Source organism: Herbaspirillum frisingense, from assembly GCF_047325095.1.
GTDB lineage: Bacteria > Pseudomonadota > Gammaproteobacteria > Burkholderiales > Burkholderiaceae_D > Herbaspirillum > Herbaspirillum frisingense.
In genome coordinates this window covers 1,632,435-1,657,837 of the sequence record NZ_CP168558.1, presented here as the reverse complement: position 1 = coordinate 1,657,837, position 25,403 = coordinate 1,632,435, and the positions used below count along the sequence as shown (strand labels likewise).

Sequence of the window (25,403 nt, the reverse complement as noted above, 5' to 3'; positions counted from 1 at the left end):
CGAACATGGGCTTTCAGCGGGCAGATGACGTCCGGTTACCGTGTGATGTGCGCATTTGCGCACAGCTTGATTTCCGGCACGACAGGCTGCCACCGCCTCCCAATGACGGGTATTGGGGAAAACCCCTAGACTTTGAGGAACACATGGGACCAGGGCCTGTTCACATTTAATCTACGAGTGCGATTAAATGTGAACAGGCCCTAGCCTTGATAGCGCCCTCCCGGCCAGCTCTCGCTGCACCGCAGCAATTCACAATGCGCACGCATGGAGTGACGGATATTGTGCGCCTGAAGCCATGACGGATTGGTTACAATCGGCCCCATGCTTTCCGAATTCGAACTCATTGCGCGCTATTTCAGCCGCCCACCCGCCCCCGACAGCCGCACGGCGCTCGGCGTGGGGGACGACTGCGCGCTGATGACACCGGCACCGGGCATGCAACTGGCCATTTCCAGCGACATGCTGGTCGCCGGCCGCCACTTCTTCCCCGATGCCGATCCCGCCACGCTGGGCCACAAGTGCCTGGCCGTGAACCTGTCCGACCTGGCCGCCATGGGGGCGCAGCCGATCGCCTTCACGCTGGCGCTGGCCCTGCCGGAAGCCCGCGCCGAATGGCTGGCGCCGTTTTCCCGGGGCATGCTGGCGCTGGCCGATGAACATGGCTGCGAACTGATCGGCGGCGACACCACCAAGGGTCCGCTGACCATCAGCATCACCGTGTTCGGCGAAGTGCCGCCGCAGCAGGCGCTGCGCCGCGACGCCGCGCGCGTCGGTGACGATATCTGGGTCTCCGGCAGCCTGGGCGATGCGCGCCTGGCACTGGCCGGCTATCGCCGCGAATTCAGCGAGGACCAGGCCGTCAATGCGGAAGAACTGGCCGTCGCCGCGCCGCGCATGCACGCACCGACCCCGCGCGTGGCGCTGGGCCTGGCCCTGCGCGGCATCGCCCACGCCGCCATCGATATCTCGGATGGCCTGGCCGGTGACCTCGGCCACATCCTGACGCGCTCCCGCGTCGGCGCGACGCTGGACGTGGACGCCCTGCCGCCCGGCCCGGCGCTGCAGCAGCGCGACCTGCACCTGCGCCGCCGCTTTACGCTCTCCGGTGGTGACGATTACGAACTCTGCTTCACCGCTCCGGTACGCAAGCGCGATGCCGTCTACAAGGCCGCGCAGGCCGCCGGCACGCCGGTCACCCGCATCGGCAGCATCGATGCGGCTGCCGGCCTGCGCCTGCTGGATGCGGCAGGCGAACCCCTGCAGGACACGCCGGATTCCTTCGACCATTTCCGTTCATGAACCAAGCTGCCACGCCCTTCCCCCCGCCGCCCCCACCCGCCCCGAAGAAACGCAAAGCGACCGCGCATTTCATGCTGGCCCATCCGGCCCACTGGATCGCCCAGGGTTTCGGCAGCGGTCTCTCGCCCATCATGCCCGGCACGGCCGGCACGCTGTTCGCCTGGCTCTCCTTCGCGGTGCTCTCGACGCGCTGGCCGCATGTCTTCACGGCCGGCAACTGGCTGGCCATCATCGTGGCCGGCTTCATCATCGGTATCTGGGCCTGCCATCGCACCGGCCAGGCACTGAACTCGCCCGACGACGGCAGCATGGTGTGGGACGAGATCATCGCCTTCTGGCTGGTGCTGGTACTGGTGACGCCGGCCAGCCTGAAGACGCAGTTCGCGGCCTTCGTGGTGTTCCGCTTCTTCGACATGGTCAAGCCGCCGCCGATCGCCTGGTTCGACCGCCGCTTCAAGGGCGGCTTCGGCGTGATGTGGGACGACATCCTGGCCGCCTTCTATACCCTGCTGGTCTTTGCCTTCTGGCGCGCCTACTGGTAAGTGAACAATCAGCGCTTGTCCGATACAACAAGAGCCGACATCGGAGTATGCTAGTTCGCGCAAGTTGATCAACCGACCGTGGTCCGCCCCGCACGACGGGCCGAGACTGCGGCACAGCCGAGGATGACACTCATGGACAGCACGATAGACCTAGCCACCCGCGTGGGCCAGACTCTCAAAGCCAAGGGCCTGCTGCTCGCCACTGCAGAATCGTGTACCGGCGGCGGCATTGCCCACGCCATCACGGAGATCGCCGGATCGTCGGAATGGTTCGACTGCGGTTTCGTCACCTATTCGAACGCTTCCAAGAATGAACTGCTGGACATTTCCGAAGCCCTGATCGCCCAGCATGGTGCCGTCAGCGAGGAGATCGCCGGCGCCATGGCCGAGGGCGCGGTGGCCAACAGCAGTTCGGACCTGGCCGTCTCCACCACCGGCATCGCCGGCCCCGGTGGCGCGGTGCCGGGCAAGCCGGTGGGCACCGTCTGCTTCGGCTGGCGGGTAGGCGACAAGACCTATACCGAGCGCCTGGTCTTCAAGGGCGACCGCCAGCAGGTACGCGCGCAAACGGTGGATCATGCGCTGAAGGGCTTGCTCAAGTTGCTGGCAGACTGAATGCGGACGGACTGAATCCGGCCCCATCAAGACAAAGGCGGCGCTCCATCGGAGTCGCCGCCTTTTTCATGGCACCGTCGCTTCAGGATCAGCGGAAGCGGTTGATCGCGTCACGCGTTTCGATGGCCACGCGGCGCGCGGCCGCGGCGAAGTCTTCACCTTCCTGCGGCTTGGCGTACAGGATGGCGCGCGAGGAATTGATCATCATGCCGGTGCCGGCGGCGGTCCTGCCGGATTTCACGGTGGCTTCGACGTCCCCGCCCTGGGCGCCCACGCCCGGAACCAGCAGGGGCATGTCACCGATGATGGCGCGTACCTGCGCCAGCTCGTGCGGGAAGGTCGCGCCCACCACCAGGCCGCACTGACCGTTGGTATTCCACTTCTCGGCCACCAGGCGCGCCACGTGCTGGTACAGCGGCTTGCCATCGACTTCCAGGAACTGCAGGTCCGAACCACCGGCGTTGGAGGTGCGGCACAGCACGATCACGCCGCGATCCTTCCACTCCAGGTAGGGCGAGACCGAATCCCAGCCCATGTAGGGGCTGACGGTGACGACATCGGCGTCATAGCGCTCGAAGGCTTCGCGGGCGTATTGTTCGGCGGTAGCGCCGATATCACCGCGCTTGGCATCCAACACCAGGGGGATCTCGGGATAGTTGCTGCGCAGATAGGCGCAGATGCGCTCCAGCTGTTCTTCCGCGCCCAGCGCGGCGAAATAGGCGATCTGCGGCTTGAAGGCACAGGCGGCCTCGGCGGTGGCATCGATGATGGCGCGGCAGAATTCGAAGATCGCGTCCGGGCGGCCTTGCAGCTCGGCCGGGAATTTCTTGAGGTCGGGGTCCAGGCCCACGCACAGCAGGGAATTGCGCGAAGTCCATGCTGCATTAAGTTTCTGGATGAATGTCACGGTGGTGCCTTTAACTGAAAGATGCGCTATTGTAGCGCGCCGGCATGGCCCGATCTCGATATTTGACTGATGTTCAGCGGTTTTCCCGGAACATCGGGCACTTGGCGCGGATTTTCCGGTCTCATGCGCTCTCATTGCTTCACTTTTGCTACGAGGAAAGACAACATGAAAAAACTCTTCGCCTGGCTGGCCGTCGCCATGACGGCACTGATCCTCTCCGGCTGCGGCTACAACGAGTTCCAGGCCAAGGACGAGGCCACCAAGGCCGCCTGGGGCGAAGTGGTCAACCAGTACCAGCGCCGCGCCGACCTGATCCCCAACCTGGTCAACACCGTCAAGGGCTATGCCTCGCACGAGAAGGACACCCTGGAGGCCGTCACCCGCGCCCGCGCCGCTGCCACCAGCTTCCAGATCACGCCGGAGGTGCTCAATGATCCGCAGGCCTTCGCCAAGTTCCAGCAGGTGCAGGGCGAGCTGTCCTCGGCGCTGTCGCGCCTGATGGTGGTGTCCGAGAACTACCCGCAACTGAAGGCCGACGCCAGCTTCCGCGACCTGCAATCGCAACTGGAAGGCACCGAGAACCGCATCACCGTGGCCCGCCAGCGCTATATCGCAGCGGTCAAGGACTACAACATCCTGGCGCGCAGCTTCCCCACCAACCTCACCGCCAAGCTGTTCAGCTACGAGGTCAAGCCGTCCTTCACGGTGGATAACGAAAAAGCCATCTCGACCGCCCCTGCGGTCAACTTCGGCAAGTAATCTGCCCACCCCGGTCCGCCATGCGCAAGCTGCTCATCACCTGCTGGCTGTTGATCCTCCTGCCCCTGGCTGGCTTGGCCCGGGCCGATGACGGCCTGGTGGCCGTGCCGCCCTTGTCGTCCCACGTCATCGACCAGATCCACCTGCTGCAGCCGCAACAGCAACAGGCCCTGGAAGGCGTGCTGGCCGAGATCGAGCAGCGCACCGGCAGCCAGATCGCGGTACTGCTGATGTCCTCCACCGCGCCGGAAGCCATCGAGCAATACAGCATCCGCGTGGCCGATGCCTGGCAACTGGGCCGCAGGGGTGTGGATGACGGTGTGCTGCTCATCGTCGCCCGCGACAATCCCAAGTCGCTGCGGCGCCTGCGCATCGAAGCCGGACGCGGCGTGCAGGGCAGCCTCACCGATGCCCAATCCAAGCGCATCCTGGAAGACGTGATCGCACCGCATTTCCGCCAGAACGATTTCTACGGCGGCCTGGCCGCCGGCGTGACCGCCATCACCACCCTGCTGGAACAGGAAAAACTGCCTGCCGCCCAGCGCCACACCGGGCCTGTGCAGACCGATGACGGTGGTGGCTGGTTGACGCTGATGGTGATCGTGCTGTTCCTGGTGGTGTTCTTTTCCATGCTGCTGAAGTCGCGCCGCGGCGCCCGCAACACACTGGACAACAACGACTGGGGCCGAGGCCGGGGACGCGCCACCACGGCCGGCGTCATCATCGGCAGCATCCTCGACGAAGCGGCACGCCAGGCCGCCTCCGGACGCGGCTGGCCGCGCTCGGGGGTGGCGGTGGCGGCGGTGGCGGTGGTGGAGGCTTTGGCGGCTCCTCCGGCGGTGGCGGGTTCTCCGGCGGTGGTGGCAGCTTCGATGGTGGCGGCGCTTCAGGAGACTGGTGACATGCCTCACAACACCCCATCCCCTTCCCTGCCAGTGCGCCTGCTGCGCCATCTGCGCAGCACCCGCACCACGGCGCGGCGTGCCTTCCCCTCGACCACGCTCAAGGCCATCCAGGCCAGCATCGGCGAAGGGGAGCAACGGCACCGGGCGCAGGTCCGCGTGATTGTCGAAGCGGCATTGTCACTGGGTGCCGTGCGACGCGGCGAAAGCGCCAGACAACGCGCCCACGAACTGTTTTCGCACTACCGCATCTGGGATACCGAAGAAAACTGCGGCGTGCTGGTCTACATCAACCTGGCCGACCGCAAGGTGGAAATCGTCGCTGATCGTGGCATCAATCGACATGTCACCCGCGAGCAGTGGCAAGAGGTGTGCCGCCTGATGACGGCGGGTTATGCCAGGGGTGATTACGAAGCCAGTACCCTGCAAGCGCTGGCCGCCCTGCATGCGCTGCTACAGACGGCGATGCCGCGCCAGGATGACGACCGCGACCACAACGAACTCTCCGACAAGCCCCTGCTGCTGTAGACAAGCCGCCTTGGAGCTGACGCCTCAACCGTTCTCGTACACCCACTGCAGCAAGGCATCCTGCGCCTTCTGCCCATTGGGCGCGGCAGCGTGGTTGATCAGGAACACCACCACATAGGTCTTGCCCGAGGCCGCCTGCACGTAGCCGGCGATCGAGCGCACATCGTTCAGGGTACCGGTCTTGATGTGTGCCTGGCCGGCCACGCTCTGCGTCTTCAGACGACGACGCATGGTGCCGTCATAGCCCACCAGCGGCAGCGAGGAAATGAACTCCGGCATCAGCGGCGAACGGTAGGCCTGCACCAGCACGCTGGCCAGCAGCGAGGGCGTGACCCGCTCCACCCGCGACAGGCCGGCGCCATTCTCGATGGCCAGTCCATTGGTATCGATGCCCTTGTCGTTGAGCCAGCCGCGCACGATGCGTGCGGCATTGACCGTGTCGCCCGGCTGCCCGGTCATCTCGGCGCCCAGCGTAAGCAGCACCTGGCGCGCCATGACGTTGTTGCTGTACTTGTTGATGTCGCGGATGACTTCCGGCAGCGTCGGCGATTGCACCTCCACCATCAGCCGCGCCGAGGGCGTGACCACCCCGTTGACCACGCGCCCGGAAAAACTGCCACCCATCTCGGCCCACATCTGGACAAAACTGGCACCGACATACTGCGCATTGTTCATGCGGTAGGGGTGCACGTACCACACCCGCGGCCCGCAATCGGCAGCGTAGGTGCCACCGAAGCTGGCACCATTGATGTCGTTGTTGAGCATCAGCTTGCCCTGCCAGTCACCGCAAGGCTCCTGCGACAGGCGCGGGGGAGTGATGGTGAAACCGGCCATGGGCGGGTCCATGCTGACATTGACCACACCGGCGGCGGCATCCGGCTCGAAGCGGAAGGCCTGGGTACGGTAGTTCAGCAGCAAGGCATCGGGGCCGGCGTTGTAGGGCTTCTGCGGATCGCCGTCGAACTGCGAGGGGTCATAACTGGACTCGGCGAAATAGCTGCGGTCCAGCACCAGATTGCCGCGGATGTCCTTGATGCCGCGTGCGCGCAGCTGGCGCAGGAACAGCCAGAAATTTTCCAGCACCAGCTTGGGGTCGCCACCGCCCTTGAGAATCAGGTCGCCATTGAGTACACCACCAGCCAGGCTGCCATCGATGTAGGCCTGGGTCTTCCACGTGTAGGTGGGGCCCAGCATCTCCAGCGCAGCGTCGGTGGTCACCAGCTTCATGACCGAGGCAGGGTTGAAGGGCTGGCCGACATTGCTGGACGCCAGCAGGCGCTTGCCGCTCTCGGCATCGACCACCACCACGCCGGTGTTCTGCTGCGGGATATGCGCCACGCGCAGCGCGCCCACCACCGGTGGCGGCAGGCCTTGCGCAAACAGCGGCGCTGCAGGCGCCAGCAGCGCGATGGCCAGCGTGAAGGACGAGAGAGAAAGGCGGCGCAGCGCAGGAGAGGAGAAACGGAACATGATCAGCGGGTCGACGGGAAGCAGGCATTATAGGGGATCGACAATGTCGCTTGCGCCGACGGGGGTGGCAGGGGTCACCCCTGCTGCATCGGGACATCAGGGCGTCATACCGCCGTGCGACACTGCCATCCCACTGACAAACGGTCATCGTCGCAGGTTCCCGCCCTGCTCGAGATCAAGGCTCGCGCACACCGGGTCAATCCAGGCTTGCCTGCAATGTGGTAGTGGGGTTACGCTTGCGGGCCCCTTTTTTGAATCGGTACGTACGTCATCGCACTGGCCCTGCCGTTACGCCGGGATGGCCAGCCCCGAATGGACCGGATCGAAAGAACAACAGCACACCATGCCATCCCGTTCCAACAACGAGCAGCGCGCCGGATCGCGCTCGCCGCCGACGCTGCTGCGTAGGCTGCGCGAGCTGGTCGACCCGGTGGCACTTTACCGCCAGCGCCCGGGGCGGGCTGACGACATGCCGCCGGAGGCATTGATCGGCAAGGGAGTGCGCTTCGTACAGCGCATCTATCGCCTGCGCGTGATCGGCCTGGGGGTCGGCTTCTTCTGCGTGGCAGCCGGTTTCATGCAGAATCCGGTGATCTGGCCACTCTGGCTGGCGCTGTTCGGCCACGGCTACCTGTGGCCGCACGTGGCGCGCCACTGGGCGCTCAACAGCGCCATCCCCTATCGCGCCGAGCGGCGCAATCTGGTCATCGATGCCGCCATCGGCGGCTTCTGGATCGCCGCCCTCAACGGCAACCTGATCCCCAGCGCGGTCATCATCTCCATGCTGTCGATGGACAATATCGCCGCTGGCGGCCTGCGCCTGTTCATGCGCGGACTGTATGCCAGCATCGCCGCCTGCGCGCTGGGCTGGTGGCTGCTGGATGCGCACTTCCTGCCGCAGTCGGACCTGACCACCGTCCTCGCCTGCCTGCCGATGATGGCGTTGTACCCGCTGGCGCTGGGCAAGTCCACCTATGAAATGTCCAAGAAGCTGGCCGAGCGCTCACGGGAGTTCGAGATCGTCAGCCAGACCGACGGCCTGACCCGGCTGTTCAATCGACGTTACTGGGAAAGCCTGCTGATCGCGGAATTCGAACAGCGCAGCCAGGGCGGCGCGGGGAGTCACCAGGCCTTCCTGCTGTTGCTGGACCTGGACCATTTCAAGAGCATCAACGATACCCACGGCCACCTCACGGGCGACGAAGTCTTGCGCAATTTCTCGCGCCTGCTGCGTGCTGCACTGCGGGCAGACGACCTCATCGGTCGCTACGGGGGCGAAGAATTCGTGGTCATCCTGCGTGACCTCGCCCCCGCCGAAGCGCTGCAGCTCTCACAACGCCTGGTCGAGGCGGCGCGCAGCACAAATGATGAAAACAATTTATACGGTTGCACCGTCAGCGCAGGACTGGTGCCCTTCTCGGCGGACATGGAAGCCCACTTCGTCTGGTTGCAGCGCGCTGACCACGCCATGTACTGCGCCAAGGAAAGTGGTCGCGATCGCCTGGTGGTGTGGGATGCCAGCCTGGCGCGCAGGAACGCTGCACCCTGATCAGGGACCAACGGCGACGATGGTGCAGGAAGGGTAGGTCAATGGAGTGACCGGAGGAGGGGCATCTGCCCGAGGACACCGGCAGGCGAGAAAAGCAGACGCAAAAAAGGCCGATGTTTTCGGGGCCGCCACGAGACCACTGTGAAAACATCGACCTAGGGAAATCAAGGCGGGGCGATCGGCAAACTCAAAGAATAGGCTGGTTCCCTGGAAATGCCTGCACCGATGCCCCGGCCATTGCCGCAACGAGCGGCAAAGCGGGCCGCAGAAAGCCCGCTAAATTAGCACTGGCAGTGCCTCCAGTACTAAAAGGGCGAGCAACGCGCCAAAGACCGCGCCCACTGCTCTCAAACTGGTTCGGACCATCCGTGACGCTACCGGGACCTCCCCGCACAACAACAAGCCCGCCAGGGCCATCGGGATGAAGAACATGAGGTTGTTCATGATGAGGTTGGGCATGATGCGTCTCCTGGTCGAGTTTCTTGGTCTTGCGCGTGGTGCGCGTACTCTTGATGGGGCTTGCCTCGTTTCGAGTATAGGTCGCACATCATGGAAGACAAGGCAGCAGCGGGAACAATCGGTGCTGCACAGCAGCGCAGGCTTGGCCCGGAGATGCCCGCCGGGCGGCCCTGACAAAGGGCTGACAGCCAGCATCGCATCTGTTGCACATGCACAAATTTTTGGCAAGATCGGGCGAATTGCCTTGACCCTGTTTTCTGCGCGGGCGTAGAATTCGCCCGTTCTCATTTTCTGGAGTCCCTCTCATGGGCACTTGTTCGGGTGACAGTTGTTGCCGGTTAATTCCGGGTTAAGCCTCAGCAAGGATTTCAGCAGGACTTCTTCCTGTCGTCATCTTGCACAAGGCAGATGACGGCATCTCATGTCGGTAGCGCGCAGCCTGTTTGACGGGTTTCCCCGCGCCCTGGCGACAGCGATATTCCCTCACAACGACAGATCGACGATCGACCGCCGCAGACACGGCGGCATGACGCATGCATCACCACGCCTTGCCTGCCCTGCGCAGCGCCGGGACGGCTTTTGCCTGCCACATGCCGCATGCATGCCCGCCTGGCTCATCGCCACGCGCGGCCTGCTCTGCTTGCGCCATCAGGCGCCGATGACAGGGGCTCCGCTCAACCAGGCGGAGGCTATGCACATTCCATGAACACGCGAAGACCCAGCGCGCCCTGCCCGCTCGCCCGCGCCCTTGCCGGCGGGGACCGGCCACGGCGCTGATCCGAGGCCGGCAAGTCCAAGCGCTTGCCGGTGCGATGCACATCCTTCGTCCCCGGGACGAAGACCAACAAGAAAAGAAGCACGTCATGAATCTGAACCTGCTGAAAGAAACCTTTGCCAGCTTCATCCGCGCACGCGGCATGGATCGTCACTTCCGCCGCCTGGGCATGGACATGTTCCGCAGCGCCCCGGTCACCCGCGAAGTCCCGCAGACCCTGGCCGAACAACTGAGCGAGGCCTCCCGCAGCGAGGCACAGGCCCTGCTGCAGCGCCTGCAATCGCGCCCTGATGGCCTCACCGAGGCCGAAGCCGACGCCATCCGCGTCCACAGCGGCCCCAATGAAGTCGAACACGAAAAGCCGCTGACCTGGCCAGTCCACCTGTGGCACTGCTACAAGAACCCCTTCAACCTGCTGCTGACCCTGCTGGCGGCCGTGTCCTTCTACACCGAAGACATGAAGGCGGCCATCGTCATTGGCACCATGGTGGTGGTCTCCACGCTGCTGCGCTTCGTCCAGGAAGCCCGCTCCAACACCGCCGCCGACAAGCTCAAGGCCATGGTCAGCAACACCGCCACGGTGATGCGTCACGACCAGGTCGAGGAGATCGCCGCCGAAGCCCAGCGCTACTTCGACGTAACCCTGCATCCCAAGGGCGCGCGTCGCGTCGAAGTACCCATCCGCAATCTGGTGCCGGGCGACATCGTGCTGCTCTCCGCCGGTGACATGATCCCGGCCGACCTGCGCCTGCTGTCGGCCAAGGACCTGTTCGTCAGCCAGGCCGCAATGACCGGCGAATCGCTGCCGGTGGAAAAGTTCGTCACCCCCAGCAACCTCAACACCAGCAGCCCGCTGGAGCTGGACAACCTGTGCTTCATGGGCACCAACGTGGTCAGCGGTTCGGCCAGCGGCGTGGTCCTGACCACCGGCAAGCGCACCTATTTCGGTGCCCTGGCCGAGCGCGTCACCGCCACCGACCGCACCCCCACTGCCTTCCAGGCGGGCGTGAACAAGGTCAGCTGGCTGCTGATCCGCTTCATGCTGGTGATGACGCCGGTGGTGTTCTTCATCAACGGCTTCACCAAGGGTGACTGGGTCGAGGCCTTCCTGTTCGGCCTGTCGGTGGCGGTGGGACTGACACCAGAAATGCTGCCCATGATCGTCACCTCGACCCTGGCCAAGGGCGCCGTGGCGCTGTCGCGCAAGAAGGTGATCGTCAAGCGGCTCGATGCGATCCAGAACTTCGGCGCCATGGACGTGCTGTGTACCGACAAGACCGGCACCCTGACCCAGGACAAGATCTTCCTGGAACGCCACACCGACATCCATGGCGAGCCCGATGACGAAGTGCTGCAGTACGCCTACCTCAACAGCTACTACCAGACCGGCCTGAAGAACCTGCTGGACGTGGCCGTACTGGAACACGCCGAGTTGCAGCGCGAGATGTCGATCGCCTCGGCCTATCGCAAGGTCGATGAGATTCCCTTCGACTTCCAGCGCCGCCGCATGTCGGTGGTGGTCTCCGAGCGCGAAGACCACCATGAGCTGATCTGCAAGGGCGCGGTGGAAGAGATCGTCTCGGTCTGCTCGCACGCCCGCGTGAACGGCCAGATCGTACCGCTCACCGCCGAACTGCTGGAGGAAATCCGCGCCACCACCGGCAGCCTCAACGCCGAAGGCCTGCGCGTGGTCGGCGTGGCCGCCCGCGATCTGCCGCCGACCAAGGAGGTCTATAGCCTGGCCGATGAATCGGAGCTGGTCCTGATCGGCTACATCGCCTTCCTCGACCCGCCCAAGGAATCCACCGCACCGGCGCTGGCCGCCCTGCGCGCCCATGGCGTGAAGGTCAAGATCCTCACCGGTGACAACGAACTGGTGACTGCCAAGATCTGCCGCGAGGTCGGGCTGGAGGTCAAGGGCATGCTGCTCGGTTCCTATGTGGAAAAGATGAGCGACGCCGAATTGTCCGAAGCGGTGGAAACCGTAACCGTCTTCGCCAAGCTCTCGCCGGCCCACAAGGAGCGCATCGTGCGCGCGCTGCATGACCGTGGCCATGTGGTTGGCTTCATGGGCGACGGCATCAACGACGCCCCGGCCCTGCGCGCGGCCGACATCGGCATCTCGGTCGATACCGCCGTCGATATCGCCAAGGAAGCGGCTGATCTCATCCTGCTGGAAAAGAGCCTGATGGTGCTGGAAGAAGGCGTGCTGGAAGGCCGCAAGACCTTCGCCAACATGCTGAAGTACATCAAGATGACGGCCAGTTCCAACTTCGGCAATGTCTTCTCGGTATTGATCGCCAGTGCTTTCCTGCCCTTCCTGCCGATGCTGCCCCTGCATCTGCTGGTGCAGAACCTGCTGTACGACGTCTCGCAGATCTCGATCCCCTTCGACAACGTCGACAAGGAGTTCCTGGAAAAACCGCAACGCTGGGATGCCGGCGACATCGGTCGCTTCATGGTCTTCTTCGGTCCGATCAGCTCGATCTTCGACATCAGCACCTTCGCACTAATGTGGTTCGTCTTCGGCGCCAGCTCGCCGGAACACCAGACCCTGTTCCAGTCCGGCTGGTTCATCGAAGGCCTGCTCTCGCAGACCCTGATCGTGCACATGATCCGCACCCGTCGTATCCCCTTCTTCCAGAGCCGCGCCTCCTGGCCGCTGATGGGAATGACGCTGGTGATCATGGCCATCGGCATCGCCATCCCGATGACGCCGCTGGCGCACTATTTCAAGCTGGAAGCGCTGCCCCTGTCCTACTTCCCGTGGCTGGTGGCGATCCTCGTCGCCTATGCGGTGCTGATCCAGGCGATGAAGGGCTGGTATGCGCGGCGGTATGGCTGGCAGTAGACCCGCCTCCAGCAGCAAAAAGCCAGCTCCAGGGAGCTGGCTTTTTTACGTCCATAGTGCCGGTCGCCGTTATCGACGCGCCGGTACGGATCAACGGCGCGGCAAGCGCACCGTCACCATGGTCTGCACCTGGTCATCGGAGGTCATGCTGATGCTGCCGCCATGTGCCTTGACGATCTGCTGGGCGATGAAGAGACCCAGTCCCAGGCCTTCCTTGCGTCCGATCTCGCGCTCGCCACCGCGGAAGGGATCGAAGATCACCGGCAGCAGCGCTTCCGGGATCACGCCGCGATTGGCGATCACCATCACCACCTCGTGCTCGCTGCGTCCATCGATGCCGATGCAGACCGGATGGCCCGGCTCGCCATGCTGCAGGGCATTGCCCAGCAGGTTGGCCGCTACCTGGCCCAGGCGGTCGCCGTCCCAGTAGCCATTGTCGTCACCCTCGATGCGACGTTCGATGACGCTACCCGGATACGTGGCCTGGTATTCCTGCACCACCCGCTCGGTGATCTCGCCCAGGCAGGCACTGGCGCGCACCAGCGGAATGCCGCCTGCCAGGCGGGCGCGGGCCAGGTCCAGCATGTTCTCGATCAGCTTGGCCATGCGCTTGCCGCCGTTGAGTATCTGCTGCGAGGCCTTTTGCGCCACCTCTTCCTTGTAGGTCCGCTGCATCAACGTGGCCGCCATCACCACGGCACTGAGCGGATTGCGCAGATCGTGGCCGAGGATGGCGACGAACATCTCGTTCATGCGCAAGGTCTCGGTGCGCGCCCGCAGTTCCAGCGCCAGTTGCTGCTTCTGACGATACAGCTGGAAGAACACCTCCGCCTTGTTGCGCAGGATGTGCGGTTCGATGGGCTTGTAGAGAAAATCCACCGCGCCACTCTCGTAACCCTTGAACAGGCGGCGTTCGTCGCGCACGCCGGCCGTCACGAAGATCAGCGGCACGTTGCGGGTACGCTCGCTGCCGCGGATCAGTTCGGCCAGTTCGAAGCCGTCCATGACCGGCATCTGTACGTCAATGAAGGCCAGTGCCACCTCGTGCTGCAGCAGCAGCTCAAGGGCTTCCATGCCCGAGCGCGCCAGCAGCAGTTCGACATCGTCACGCTGCAGCAGCGCCGACAAGGCCAGCAAGTTTTCTTCGAGATCATCGACCAGCAGGAATTTCACCCGTGGCAGGTCTCTTTGTTTCTGTTGTTCTATCACCTGCGTTCCTTTTCCTGGTCATTCCCCTGTACGCCTACGGTACGCAGCAGATCGGCAATCTGCGAGAGCGTGAGCACATGGTCGATCTTGCCCAGCGCCAGTGCCTGCACCGGCATGTAAGGCACCTGCGCCTGTTGCGGGCTTTGCACCACCGTCATGCCGCCGGCGCGACCGATGGCCTGCAAGCCGGCCGCGCCATCGTGGTTGCCACCGGTGAGGACAATGCCCAGCAGCCGCTCGCGGTAGACATCGGCAGCCGACTCGAACAATACGTCGATGGCCGGTCGCGAAAAGTTGACCAGTTCATCATTGGACATGGCCAGCAAGGGCCCTTCCTCGCCGCGGTCGACCAGCAGATGATAATCCGGCGGCGCAAAATGGATCACGCCGGGCTGGGCTGGCAGCTTGTCCTGCGCTTCCACCACCGGCTGGGCACAACGGTCGGCAAAGATCTGCGGCAGCAGGCTGGGCCGTTCGCGCGGCAGGTGCAGCACCACCATGGTCGCCACTGCCGCGCCACGACGCAGCGCCGGGAGGATTTCCGAGAGCGCCTCTACGCCGCCGGCGGAGGCACCGATGACCACGGCCTCGATGTTGCGGCCCTCCAGCGAAGGCAAGGTGACGGTACTCACAGCTCGCCCTTCTTCTGGAACAGGCGTTCCTCGCGGTCCACCTCGTCGAAGGCCACGCCATGCGAGGAGAAGCGCAGCGACTCCTTCGAGCCCAGGCCGAGGAAGCCCTTGCGCACCAGCGATTCGCGGAACAGCCCGAGGGCGCGCTCCTGCAGATGGCGGTTGAAATAGATCAGCACGTTGCGGCAAGACACCAGGTGCATCTCTGCAAACACACTGTCGGTGGCCAGGCTGTGGTCGGAAAAGACCACGTTCCGGCGCAAGGACTTGTCAAACACGACGGCACCATAAGCCGCCGTATAGTAATCCGAAAGCGAAGTCCTTGCTCCGGATTTCTGGTGATTGCTGGTGAAGCCGGGAATGCGGTCCAGCTCGTAGACGCCGGCCTCGGCCTTCTTGAGCGCAGTCTGGTTGATGTCGGTGGCGTAGATGATGCTGCGTTCAAGCAGGCCTTCCTCGCGCAGCAGGATGGCCAGGGAATAGACTTCCTCGCCACTGCTGCAGCCGGCCACCCAGATCTTTAGCGACGGATAGGTGCGCAACAGCGGCATCACCTTCTCGCGCAGCGCCTTGAAGTAGCCAGGATCGCGGAACATCTCGCTGACCTGCACCGTGAGGTAGTCCATCAGCGCCGGGAAGACGGTGGCATCATGCAGCACCTTGTCCTGCAGCTGCGAGAGGGTGTCGCAGCCGAAACGGATCATGGCCGTGGCCAGGCGACGCTTCAGGGAGGCGCCGGCATAGCCGCGAAAATCGCAGTGATACTTCAGGTAGATGGCGTCCAGCAGCAACTGCATCTCGATATCGAAATGCCGGTTGGCCAGGGCCTGGTTTATTTGGGCATCCATACACGTACCAGGGACAGCAGTTTTTCCACATCCAGGGGCTTGGCGATGTAATCGTTGGCGCCGGCGGCCAGGCATTTTTCCTGGTCATCCTTCATCGCCTTGGCGGTCAGCGCGATGATGGGCAGGCGCTTCCAGATGGCCTGCTTGCGGATCTCGCGCATGGCGGTCAGGCCGTCCATCTCCGGCATCATGATATCCATCAGCACCAGGTCGATGACGGCGCCGGGCTTGTCCTGGCTGCGTTGCAGCGCATCCAGGGCCTCCCGGCCGTTACGGGCGATCTCGACCTTCATGCCCTTGGGCTCCAGCACCGAGGAAAGCGCAAAGATGTTGCGCACATCGTCTTCCACCACCAGGATGCGGCGGCCTTCGAAGACCGTCTCGCGGTCGCGCGCCACCTTGAGCAGGCGCTGGCTTTCCGGCGGCAGTGTGGTTTCCACCTGGTGCAGGAACAGCGTCACCTCGTCCAGCAGGCGCTCCGGCGAACGCGCATCCTTGATGATGATGGAGCGCGAGAAGCGGCGCAGGTTCTGCTCTTCCTCGGCCGAGAGCGAGCGGCCGGTATAGACGATCACCGGCGGGAAGGCCACATGCTCCTGCTCGGCCATCTTTTCCAGCAACTGGTAGCCGGACAGGTCGGGCAGGTTCAGGTCCATCACCATGCAGTCGAAGGTGGTCTCGCGCAGGCGCGCCAGGGCGTCCGTGGCAGTACGCACACCGACCAGGTTGATGTTCTCGCCGGCCAGCAACTGCCGGATGCTGTCGAGCTGGCGGGCATCGTCCTCGACCACCAGCACATGCCGCAGGCCTTGCAGGAACTTGGCTTCCAGCTTGCGGATGGCGCCGATCAGCTCTTCGCGCTGCACCGGCTTGAGTGCGTAACCGATGGCGCCGCGCTCCATGGCCTCTTGCGAATAGTCGGCCACCGACACCACGTGCACCGGGATGTGGCGGGTCTTGGGATTGCGCTTGATCTGGTCCAGCACACCCAGACCGGAGAAGTCGGGCAGGTTCATGTCCATCAGGATGGCGCTGGGACGATACATCTCGGCAGCGGCCACGCCTTCGTTGGCGGAGTGCGTGACGACGCACTGGAAACCCATCTCATGGGCCAGGTCGCGCAGGATCATGGCGAAGGCCGGATCGTCCTCGATCACCAGGATCAGGCGTGCAGTGGCCTCGATCCGGTGGCGGTCGTCGTCGATGGCGATCTCCTGCAGGCGTGTCGGTGTGGCAGCCGTCGCCGAGGCACTGGCAACGCGCACGTCCGGCGCCGTGGCCACCTGGGCCGCCTGCAGTGTCGAGGCTGCGGCAGCGGCATTTGCCGACTTCGGCGTCGTCGCCGGTGCACGCAGGATGGCTTGGTCACCGCTGTAGACCTGCGGCAGCGAGAGCGTAAAGATGCTGCCCTCGCCCGGCCGGCTCTGCACGGTGATGTCGCCACCCAGCAGGTGGGCCAGGTCACGCGAGATCGACAGGCCCAGACCGGTGCCGCCGTACTTGCGGTGGGTGCTGCCATCAGCCTGGCGGAAGGCTTCGAAGATGAACTGATGCTGGTCCTCGCCAATGCCGATACCGGTATCGCGCACGGCGAAGGCGATGCGGTTCTGGGCGTCGGCATAGACGCGCAGGCTGACCTCACCCTTCTCGGTGAACTTGATGGCGTTGGAGAGCAGATTCTTGAGGATCTGGCCCAGGCGCTGCATGTCGGTTTCCATGCGCTGCGGCACGCCCGGCTCCACGTCCACCTTGAAGCCCAGGCCCTTCTGCTGGGCGGTCATGGCGAAGCTGGCCTTGAGTTCCTCGGCCAGCTTGGTCACCACGAAGGATTCGGAGACGATATCGAGCTTGCCGGCCTCCATCTTGGAAAGGTCGAGGATATCGTTGATCAGCGCCAGCAGGTCGTTACCGGCCGATGAAATGGTCTGGGCGAAGCGCACCTGTTCGTCGGTCAGGTTGCCCTGTTTGTTGTCGGCCAGCAGCTTGGCCAGGATCAGGGTGGAGTTCAGCGGGGTGCGCAGTTCGTGGCTCATGTTGGCCAGGAACTCGCTCTTGTACTGGTTGGCGCGCTCCAGTTCGGTGGCCTTGTCCACCAGCACCACCTGGGTCTTGGCCAGGTCGTCCTTCTGCAGTTCCAGCAACTGGGCCTGCTCTTCCAGCTGGGCATTGGTTTCCTCCAGCTCGGCCTGCTGGGTTTCCAGGCGCAGCTGCGAGGCCTTCAGGGCCTGTCCCTGCTCTTCCAGTTCTTCATTGTTGACCCGCAGTTCCTCCTGCTGGGCCTGTAATTCCTCGGACTGGCGCTGGGTCTCTTCCAGCAGTTCTTCCAGGCGGGTGCGGTCCTTGGAGGAGCGCACGGCGATGGCGATCTGGTCCGACAGGCGGGCCAGCAATTCTTCTTCCTCGGCGCGCACCCGGCGCAGGAAGCCGAGCTCGAACACGGCCTGCACCGTGCCATCCACCGAGGCCGGGACGATCAGCAACTCACGCGGCTGATGACGCCCCACGGCCGAGGAGACGGTGAGATAGTGCTCAGGCACATCCTTGACATGCATGGCGCGATTGAGCTTGGCCGCCTGGCCCAGCAGACCCTGGCCGTCCCGCAGATTGGGCTGGATCTGCTGCTCGCCCTCATCTTCCAGGGCATAGGCTGCGAAGCGCTGGAAATCGCCGCCATCGGTGCGCAGGTAGATGGCGCCGACCTGCGCGTTCAGGTAGGCCGTGAGGAAGGCCAGCGTGTTTTCGCCCAGGGTGCTCAGGCGCTGCTCGCCCTGCAGGCGCTCGGCCAGGCCCATCTGTCCGGCGCGGATCCAGGTCTGCTTCTCCCGCGAACGATAGTCGCGCGAGGTGGTGACGGCAGCAGCGGCGATCAATACCAGCAGCAGGGCCGAACCACCCCAGGCCACGGCGGTGGAAAAGGCGACTGCATCACGCCAGTCGGACTGACGTGCGGTCAGCAGGTCGCGCTCCTGCTCTTCCATGTCGCGGGTCAGGGTGCGCACGCGGTCCATGGACATCTTGCCGCGATCCGATTGCACCACCGCCAGCGCGCCAGCGGCATCGCCATTGCGGCGTCGGGTGATGGTCTCGGCCAGTTCTTCCATCTTGTCGTTGACCACCCGTTCCACCTGCGACAGGCGCTTGACCTGGTCGGGGTTGTCGACGATCAGCTCGCGCAGGCGCGTGATCTCGCCCGGCAAGGCGGCCCGCGCCTGGTTATAGGGACTGAGATAGCTTTCGGTGCCGGTCAGCAGGAAGCCGCGCTGGCTGGTTTCGGCATCCTTGAGGGTGGAGACCAGATTCTGCAACTGCTCGCGCACCTGCATGGTGTGCGAGACGGCATTGGCCGCTTCCCCCCGGCTGACCGAGGCTTCGTAGGTGAACAGGGCGATCAGGACGACCGCCACGATCGCCACCGAAAACCCGATCAAGGGTCCCATCGGTAGTGGTGGGCCGGAAAATGCGCCCTTGCCCTGGCGCTTCAACATGGCAATACGTTCTTCTGCTTGGCTGGAATAAACCCGCACGGTGCGCTCCGTTGTTCGAATCGTTGGTCGAGCTGCGGGGGTTCTTTGCCCCCCTCCCCTGGTCTTGCCTTTTGCCACACGGAAAGCCGGCCATTATACGGTGGCCTTCCGGTTCACGCTGCGCCCGGCCCGGGATTGCCCGGGACTGCCTGAGGCTGCATGAACCCGGCTAGGACAGGCGCCCGCCGGTTCGGTTCCATTGCGCTGACATCCTGGCGCCGACAACCAGTGGCGCCGGTCGGCTCAGTTGCCGGCCAGGCCGGCAGCGATATTGATGGACAGGCCGATGATGGCGGCATTGAAGATGAAGCAGATCAGCGAATGGACCAGCACCGACTTGCGCAGCGAGCGCGAAGCCACGCCGACATCGGAGGTCTGCACCGCCACGCTGATGGTGAAGGCGAAATAGAGGAAATCCCAGTAGTCGGGATTGCGCTGCCCCTCGGGAAAGCGCAGCGGCAGGGCGTCGGGATCGTCATCATCGGCATAGAACAGCCGCGCATAGTGCAAGGTGAAGATGGTCCCGATCAGGGCCCAGGAACCGAAGACGGTGGAGGCCGTGAAGGCATAGCGCAGCAGGCGCCCGCCCTCGCTGTGGTGGCTGACCCCGGCCAGTTCCAGCAGGATCGCCAGCAGGCTGGCGATGGCCGCTACGCAGACCATGACCAGTACCACCTGGGCGCTTTCATCCTCGGTTTCGGCCAGGCGCTTGACGGCCTTGGCATCGGCTCGCACCATCATCAGCCACAGGCTGAAAAGATAGAACCAGACACCGGCGTTCCAGCCGATCAGGCATCGACTGATCCAGGTGGAGGCAGGAATGAAGACGGCGGCGACAATACCCACGGCCATGCCGATCAGCAAGCGTGGGTGGACCTGGACGATGTGGCGGGCGACGGACATTGTTATTGTTGGGCTGGTGCGTGAAGCCGCGGTGGCGTGCAATGGGCAGGACATTAGCATGCCCTGCCCCACCCGGCCAGCGCCCTGCCGCCTTTGCGCCCTAGCGGCTGGGGAACAGACGCGCCAGGCGCACCGCTTCCTCGAAACTGGACAAGCCGGTCAAGGCCATGGTGTTGATGGTCATCGGCCCCTCCACCCTGGCCACGTTGGTGACACGACCTTCCAGCACGGCCGCCAGCTGGCGGCCCATGAATTCCCGCGAGGCTGCCGCCAGCCTGGCCGTCCCGACCGGCGAGAACTGCAACACCAGAATGGCGCGACCGGCGGCGTCCTTCTGCGCGCTGGCGCGCTGCACGTCGCTGGCATCCAGTGCCACGCGCGGCGCAAGGTAGATGTCGCCGCCCGGGGGATCGCTGATCTGCGCCTTGATCCAGCCCTGGGTCGGCACCGTGGTAGCGCCGCGCAGCTCGAACAGGGTCGAGGAAGACGGCGCCGCACCACCCTGCATGCCGCTGGAGGCGCAACCGGCCAGCACCAGTGCGGCACCGGCGGCCGCGCCCAGCAGCAGGGTGCGGCGGCGCGGCGATGCCAGATACAGGGCACCGGGGGTGAGGGAGAACTCGGGGGCGCTCAAAATTCGTGCTCCTTCAAGGCGCGCTGGGCGCGTTCGCGGGCGCTGGCCAGCGCCTCTTCCTCGGTCGGGAAGAGGCCCACGGGAATATAGGTCTCGGCGATCTCGGGCTCGCGCGCCAGGCGCACGAAGACCTGCGCCTCGAATCCCTCGTCGGGCTTTTCCACCGCTTCATAGCGGGCGATGTGGGTACCGCTTTGCAGGACCTTGTCCGTCATGTTGCCTCCTGGATTGTCACGAAGAAGGTGTTTAGACAGAACCGGGAGAGCGAGGTTCGGCGGCGGCGCAAGGCCCCCTTCCATCAGCCTGCCAGCGGAAAGCGCACTGTAAAGAGCGTGCCCAGCCCGTGCTCGCCGCTATCAACGCTGATCACGCCGCCATGGTCATGCGCGATCTCGCGCACGATGGCCAGGCCCAGGCCGCTGCCGGCCACCTTGTCGTTGGCGCGGTAGAAGCGGTCGAAGATGAGCTCGCGATGCTCGGGCGCAATACCCGGCCCGGAATCCTCTACCGTCAGCACGGCGGCACCATCCTGCTCCATGCAACGGACCGTGACCGTGCCATGCGGGGGCGAATAGCGCACAGCGTTATCGATGAGGTTGTCGATCAGGTCGCTCAGGAGGAAGCGGTCGCCCCGCATTCGCGCCGGCTGCAGGTCGAAGCCGAGGTCGATGCGCTTCTTGTCGGCCTCTTCGATGAAGTGCTGGACCGACTCTTCCAGCAGTTTGTCCAGCGACAGCTCTTCCAGCTTGCGGCTCTCGAAGAGCCCCGGCTCGGAACGCGCCAGGGCCAGCAACTGGCGACTCTGGCGGATCATGCGTTCCACCGAGGAATTCATCATCGCCAGGGACCGGGCCGTATCGGGCTGATCCTGATGCTTGTCGTGCAGCAGCTCCAGTTGCAGCTTGAGCCCCGTGAGGGGGGTGCGTAACTGGTGGGCGACATCGGCCATGAAGTTCTGCTGTGCCTGCTCACCCTTGTTGATGCGCGCCATCAGTTCATTCATGGCCACGATCAGCGGCTGCAGTTCGACCGGTGCGCCGGTGCCATCGATGGCGCCCAGCTTGCCATGACCGCGTTGCTCCAGGTTGCGCTGCAGGCTCTTGAGCGGGCGCAGGCCGCGCCGCACGGCGATCAGCACCACCGACAACGAACCGAAGGTCAGTGCGCCGTCCAGCAACAGGAAGGACAGCAGGATGGTGTAGTGCGCCCGGTCGCGCTTGCGGATGGTCTCGGCCACCGCCACCGAAATGATGCCGTTCTTGACGCGCACCTGCATGGCGGCGATGCGCACCGGCTCGCCGCGCATCTCGCCATCGAAGTTGATGGGACGGTCGAAGACATCACTTTCCGGCAAGCGGGGAAAACCCTTGTCGCCCACCACGATCTGGCCTTCGGTATTGCGCACGGCGAAGAAGGTAGTGTCGGAATGGTTGCTGCGCAGGATCTGCTCGGCCTGCTGGGTCAGTTCGGCGGTGGTGCGTTCCTGCCGGTGGCGCACCTGGGCGTACAGGCCCCAGGTGGAATCCATCAGGTTCTGGTCGAAGGCGTGCTGGGCCGGCAGCCAGGCCAGCCAGTAGGTCAGGCCGGCGCCGACCAGGTTGAGCAACAGCAAGGGCGCGATCAGCCACCTGAGCAGGTCGCGCCGGATGCTGGCGTGGGTCGGCGATGGACTGGCCGCGGCGGTGTCGGACATGCGCTGCCGGCCGGGATCAGGTCTCGCTCTTTTCGAGCATGTAGCCAAAGCCGCGGATGGTGCGGATCACCACCCCGGAGTCGGCGATCTTGAGGCGGATGCGCGAGACGTAGACTTCCACCGCGTTGATGGTGAAATCCTCGCCCCAGGGCAGTACGGCGTCGATGATCTGCTGCTTGGAGACCACCCGCGAGGCGTGCTGCATCAGGTATTCCAGCACCGTCCATTCGCGCAGGGACAGCTCGATCTTGCGACCATCGATGTCGGCGCGCTTGGTGGCGTTGTCCAGCGACAGGCCGCCCACGGTCAGCTGTGCCGGCTGCGGCGCGCTGCGGCGGATCAGCGCCTTGATGCGCGCCACCAGCTCGGGCGTGGCAAAGGGCTTGACCAGGTAATCGTCAGCGCCCAGCTCCAGGCCGTGTACGCGGTCGGGGATGGTGTCACGCGCCGTCAGCAGCAGCACCGGGGTATTGTTGCCGGCCGCACGCATGCGCCGCAGGACCTCGAAACCATCAATGCCGGGCAGGCCGATGTCCAGCACCAGCACGGCCGCATTGAAACGCTGCGACAAGGCATCGTGGCCGTTGTTGACGGTATGCACGGTGAAACCATGCGAATTGAGCACACGCGACAGGCCGTCGGTGAGCACCGGGTCGTCTTCGACCAGCAGAACATTCATAGGAACTTCGAAAGAGAAAAAACAGCGCAAAACCTCTGCGTGACGCTGCATCGTATTGCAGCCGCGCCAATGCTGCAAATCGGGGATTGCCCGAGACAGCCCGGGGCCGGCAGGCGGTGTTACTTTTTTGTCACACTCAGTTTGACGTCAGCTTGTTGACAGTCATTTGTCAGCTTGTCTGCTTAATCTTGCCAGCCATGCCAGTGAATAAAAATCATTGGCATACAGAACAACAATACTGGTCATCAGCCAGCCAAACGGTCTTCCATGTCGAAGGACGGAGTAGCCAGCCATTGGAGCCAATCCGGCGCGAGCCGGATTGGCTTCTCGTTTCTCTACTCCACTCTCCTCGACACGAACATGAACCGTCTCACGCCGATCGCCGCCGCATTGCTGGCCACCTTTGCGGCTCCCCTGCCGCTGCTGGCGCAACAGACTGCGCCCGCTTCTGCATCCACCTCTGCATCCACTTCTGCGACCACCTCTGCGACCGCCAGCAACCAGCTGGCCCCGGTCACGGTGGAAGGCCGCCGCGACGATTTCGCCAGCACCGGCACCGCCATCAGCAAACTGCCCGCCGACCTGCACGACGTGCCGCAATCGGTGACGGTGGTCAACAAGGCGCAGATGCAATCGCAGGGGGCGAGCTCGCTGGCCGACGCGCTGCGTAATGTGTCCGGCATCACACTGGGTGGCGCCGAAGGCGGCCAGATCGGCAACAACATCAACTTGAACGGTTTCTCGGCGCGTACCGACATCTACCTGGACGGCTTCCGCGACCGTGGCCAGTACTACCGGGACACCTTCGCCATCGAGGAAGTGGAAGTGCTGATGGGCCCATCCTCGATGCTCTTCGGACGGGGCTCCACCGGCGGCATCATCAACCAGGTCAGCAAGAAGGCCAACCTGAAGACGGCCACCGAAGTCTCGGCCTCGGTCACCACCAACGGCCTGGTGCGCAGCACCGCCGACGTCAACCGCGCGCTGTCGGATACCTCCGCCCTGCGCATCGAAGCCATGGCCCAGACCGGCGCGGCCAGCACCCGCAACCAGACCGACGTGCAGGACTTCGGCCTGGCCGGCTCCTACGTCTGGGGCATCGGTACGTCCACCGAGATCACTCTCTCGGCCCTGCTGCAGCACAACCACGACCAGCCCGATTACGGCCTGCCGCCGCTGAACGGCCATCCCGTCAATGTCGACCGCAACACCGCCTATGGTCTCAACAGCGACCGCACCAACCAGGACGTGGCCTCCTTCAATGCCGGCATCAAGCACAAGATCGCTCCCGACGTGACCTTGCGCAGCCAGACGCAGTTCAACTACGTGCATACCGATGCCGTGGAAACCGCGCCCAATACCATCGGCACGGTCTCTTCCAGCGGCTTCACGGCGCTGACCAATGCCACCAGCAACCTGCCGCTATCCAGCCTCTACGTGCGCGGCCAGAGCCATGACCGCGACATCCGCGACTACTCCATCTTCAACCAGACCGAACTGGCGGCCAAGTTCGCCACCGGCAGCGTGAAGCACGATGCCCTGGTGGGCGTGGAAGTGGGTCATGACGGCTACGACAACCAGAACTACTACCGCAACGGCAGCTGCAACGGCCGCTCTCTGAATGCCGCAGGCGCCACCACCGGCTACATGGATTGCGTCAGCGTGGTCAATCCCGGCTACAGCGCCGCCGGCAGCAGCGTGGCCGATACTGCCGGCAACCACGCCGGTGGCAGTGCCAACACCATCGCCGCCTACGTCGGCGACACCATCGAACTGGTGCCGCAGTTCAAGCTGGTCGGCGGCCTGCGCTATGACCGCTACATCGCCAGCATCAGCAACTCGATCAACGCCGGCAACACCTCAGGCTCCACCGCACTGGCCTCGGCTGACCAGACCGTCAATTTCCTGAGCGTGCGCTCGGGCGCGATCTGGCAGCCCAGCGCAGCACAGGCCTACTACCTGTCCTATGGCACCTCGTTCAACCCCTCGCTGGAACAGCTGACCGGTACCCTGGGCCAGCAGAACCTGGATCCGGAAAAGAACCGCTCCTATGAGGTGGGCGGCAAATGGGACCTGGACAATGGCCTGGCCCTGAGCGCAGCGGCCTTCCAGATCACCAAGGAAAACGCCCGCAGCCTGGTCACCACCGGCGTCTATGCCCTGGCCGGCACGGTCCGCGTGAACGGTGCGCGCGCCGGTGCCACCGGTCGCATCACGCGTGACTGGCAGATCGCCGCCAACTACACCTACCTGGATGCCCAGGTCATCGGCGGCGCCGTGGGCGATACCTCGGTCGGCAAGGTGCCGGTCAATACGCCCAAGCACACCCTCACCACCTGGACCACCTACGACCTGGCCCCGCACTGGCAGGTCGGCGGCGGCGCGACCTACATGTCGCAGCGCTATGCCAATGCCACCAACACGGTGCAGGTCGGTGGCTACACCCGCTATGACGCCATGCTGGCCTACACCACCAAGGCCTATGACATCCGCCTGAACCTGTACAACCTGACCGACAAGATGTATTACGATGCGCTGATCCAGTCCGACGGCGGTCGTTCGGTCCCGGGTTCGGGCCGTACCGCGCTACTGTCGCTGACCTATCGCATGTAAGGCAGAAGGAAA

Annotated in this window: 20 protein-coding genes and 1 pseudogene; 9 read left to right on the top strand and 12 right to left on the bottom strand. The window is 64.3% G+C overall.

Going from position 1 to position 25,403, the window contains the following annotated elements; all coding sequences use genetic code 11:
* Window positions 1-321: 321 nt before the first annotated feature.
* The 3 genes from thiL (at window position 322) to ACEOAC_RS07625 (ending at window position 2,456) form a co-directional block, all read left to right on the top strand.
* The gene (gene thiL / locus ACEOAC_RS07635) at window positions 322-1,299 is read left to right on the top strand and encodes a thiamine-phosphate kinase (protein ID WP_413628767.1); all 978 of its coding nucleotides are present in this window, start codon (window positions 322-324) and stop codon (window positions 1,297-1,299) included.
* Entirely contained in the window at window positions 1,296-1,841 is a 546-nt protein-coding gene (locus ACEOAC_RS07630; protein WP_039874945.1) for a phosphatidylglycerophosphatase A, read from the top strand. The genes thiL and ACEOAC_RS07630 overlap by 4 nt, the downstream gene beginning before the upstream one ends.
* 132 nt (window positions 1,842-1,973) lie before the next feature.
* Window positions 1,974-2,456 (top strand): CinA family protein, encoded by a 483-nt coding sequence (locus ACEOAC_RS07625; protein ID WP_006462823.1) that lies wholly within the window; start codon window positions 1,974-1,976, stop codon window positions 2,454-2,456.
* Between the two features lie 88 nt (window positions 2,457-2,544).
* Here ACEOAC_RS07625 and pyrF read toward each other — a convergent pair whose 3' ends face one another.
* Window positions 2,545-3,363, bottom strand: coding sequence for an orotidine-5'-phosphate decarboxylase (gene pyrF / locus ACEOAC_RS07620; protein WP_413445563.1), 819 nt, complete (start codon window positions 3,361-3,363; stop codon window positions 2,545-2,547).
* A gap of 165 nt (window positions 3,364-3,528) precedes the next feature.
* On the opposite strand from pyrF, the gene ACEOAC_RS07615 reads away from it, so the two are divergent.
* The 3 genes and pseudogenes from ACEOAC_RS07615 to ACEOAC_RS07605 all read left to right on the top strand — a co-directional run bounded on the left by ACEOAC_RS07615 (window position 3,529) and on the right by ACEOAC_RS07605 (window position 5,552).
* Window positions 3,529-4,122: a LemA family protein gene (locus ACEOAC_RS07615; RefSeq protein ID WP_413445562.1), complete on the top strand. Its 594-nt coding sequence runs from the start codon at window positions 3,529-3,531 to the stop codon at window positions 4,120-4,122.
* Window positions 4,123-4,142: 20 nt separating this feature from the next.
* A pseudogene (locus ACEOAC_RS07610) lies at window positions 4,143-5,023 on the top strand (TPM domain-containing protein).
* A gap of 1 nt (window position 5,024) precedes the next feature.
* The gene (locus tag ACEOAC_RS07605; RefSeq protein ID WP_182992677.1) at window positions 5,025-5,552 is read left to right on the top strand and encodes a TPM domain-containing protein; all 528 of its coding nucleotides are present in this window, start codon (window positions 5,025-5,027) and stop codon (window positions 5,550-5,552) included.
* 24 nt (window positions 5,553-5,576) lie between these two features.
* On the opposite strand, the gene dacB is transcribed toward ACEOAC_RS07605, so the two are convergent.
* Window positions 5,577-7,022 (bottom strand): D-alanyl-D-alanine carboxypeptidase/D-alanyl-D-alanine-endopeptidase, encoded by a 1,446-nt coding sequence (dacB, locus tag ACEOAC_RS07600; RefSeq protein WP_413445433.1) that lies wholly within the window; start codon window positions 7,020-7,022, stop codon window positions 5,577-5,579.
* A gap of 343 nt (window positions 7,023-7,365) precedes the next feature.
* Here dacB and ACEOAC_RS07595 point away from each other — a divergent pair, with 343 nt between their 5' ends.
* Window positions 7,366-8,571 carry a diguanylate cyclase gene (locus ACEOAC_RS07595; RefSeq protein WP_413445434.1) on the top strand — a complete coding sequence of 402 codons (1,206 nt, stop codon included), beginning with the start codon at window positions 7,366-7,368 and terminating at the stop codon, window positions 8,569-8,571.
* A gap of 276 nt (window positions 8,572-8,847) precedes the next feature.
* On the opposite strand, the gene ACEOAC_RS07590 is transcribed toward ACEOAC_RS07595, so the two are convergent.
* The gene (locus ACEOAC_RS07590; RefSeq protein WP_006462830.1) at window positions 8,848-9,030 is read right to left on the bottom strand and encodes a hypothetical protein; all 183 of its coding nucleotides are present in this window, start codon (window positions 9,028-9,030) and stop codon (window positions 8,848-8,850) included.
* Window positions 9,031-9,893: 863 nt separating this feature from the next.
* Between ACEOAC_RS07590 and mgtA the strand changes: the two genes are divergently transcribed.
* Window positions 9,894-12,656 (top strand): magnesium-translocating P-type ATPase, encoded by a 2,763-nt coding sequence (gene mgtA / locus ACEOAC_RS07585; protein ID WP_413444834.1) that lies wholly within the window; start codon window positions 9,894-9,896, stop codon window positions 12,654-12,656.
* Between the two features lie 90 nt (window positions 12,657-12,746).
* Here the strand turns inward: mgtA and ACEOAC_RS07580 are convergent, their stop codons facing one another.
* The 9 genes from ACEOAC_RS07580 to ACEOAC_RS07540 form a co-directional block, all read right to left on the bottom strand.
* Window positions 12,747-13,865: a sensor histidine kinase gene (locus tag ACEOAC_RS07580; protein WP_077238348.1), complete on the bottom strand. Its 1,119-nt coding sequence runs from the start codon at window positions 13,863-13,865 to the stop codon at window positions 12,747-12,749.
* On the bottom strand, window positions 13,862-14,497 hold the full coding sequence (locus tag ACEOAC_RS07575) for a chemotaxis protein CheB (RefSeq protein WP_413444835.1): 636 nt from the start codon (window positions 14,495-14,497) through the stop codon (window positions 13,862-13,864). The genes ACEOAC_RS07580 and ACEOAC_RS07575 overlap by 4 nt, the downstream gene beginning before the upstream one ends.
* Window positions 14,494-15,345, bottom strand: coding sequence for a CheR family methyltransferase (locus tag ACEOAC_RS07570; RefSeq protein WP_006462836.1), 852 nt, complete (start codon window positions 15,343-15,345; stop codon window positions 14,494-14,496). The genes ACEOAC_RS07575 and ACEOAC_RS07570 overlap by 4 nt, the downstream gene beginning before the upstream one ends.
* Window positions 15,330-18,830 carry a response regulator gene (locus ACEOAC_RS07565; protein ID WP_413444837.1) on the bottom strand — a complete coding sequence of 1,167 codons (3,501 nt, stop codon included), beginning with the start codon at window positions 18,828-18,830 and terminating at the stop codon, window positions 15,330-15,332. Before ACEOAC_RS07565 ends, ACEOAC_RS07570 begins: the two co-directional genes overlap by 16 nt.
* A gap of 282 nt (window positions 18,831-19,112) precedes the next feature.
* A complete protein-coding gene (locus ACEOAC_RS07560) occupies window positions 19,113-19,772 on the bottom strand; it encodes a DUF1345 domain-containing protein (RefSeq protein ID WP_413628766.1) in 660 nt (219 codons plus the stop codon).
* A gap of 100 nt (window positions 19,773-19,872) precedes the next feature.
* Window positions 19,873-20,406 (bottom strand): SecDF P1 head subdomain-containing protein, encoded by a 534-nt coding sequence (locus ACEOAC_RS07555; RefSeq protein WP_006462839.1) that lies wholly within the window; start codon window positions 20,404-20,406, stop codon window positions 19,873-19,875.
* Window positions 20,403-20,621, bottom strand: a complete 219-nt coding sequence (locus ACEOAC_RS07550) for a hypothetical protein (protein ID WP_006462840.1) — start codon at window positions 20,619-20,621, stop codon at window positions 20,403-20,405. The genes ACEOAC_RS07555 and ACEOAC_RS07550 overlap by 4 nt, the downstream gene beginning before the upstream one ends.
* An 83-nt stretch (window positions 20,622-20,704) precedes the next feature.
* Complete coding sequence (locus ACEOAC_RS07545; protein WP_006462841.1) at window positions 20,705-22,099, bottom strand: sensor histidine kinase; 1,395 nt, start codon at window positions 22,097-22,099, stop codon at window positions 20,705-20,707.
* 16 nt (window positions 22,100-22,115) lie between these two features.
* Window positions 22,116-22,778, bottom strand: coding sequence for a response regulator transcription factor (locus ACEOAC_RS07540; RefSeq protein WP_006462842.1), 663 nt, complete (start codon window positions 22,776-22,778; stop codon window positions 22,116-22,118).
* A gap of 360 nt (window positions 22,779-23,138) precedes the next feature.
* Here ACEOAC_RS07540 and ACEOAC_RS07535 point away from each other — a divergent pair, with 360 nt between their 5' ends.
* Window positions 23,139-25,391: a TonB-dependent receptor gene (locus tag ACEOAC_RS07535; protein ID WP_413445099.1), complete on the top strand. Its 2,253-nt coding sequence runs from the start codon at window positions 23,139-23,141 to the stop codon at window positions 25,389-25,391.
* The last annotated feature ends 12 nt before the right edge of the window (window positions 25,392-25,403 follow it).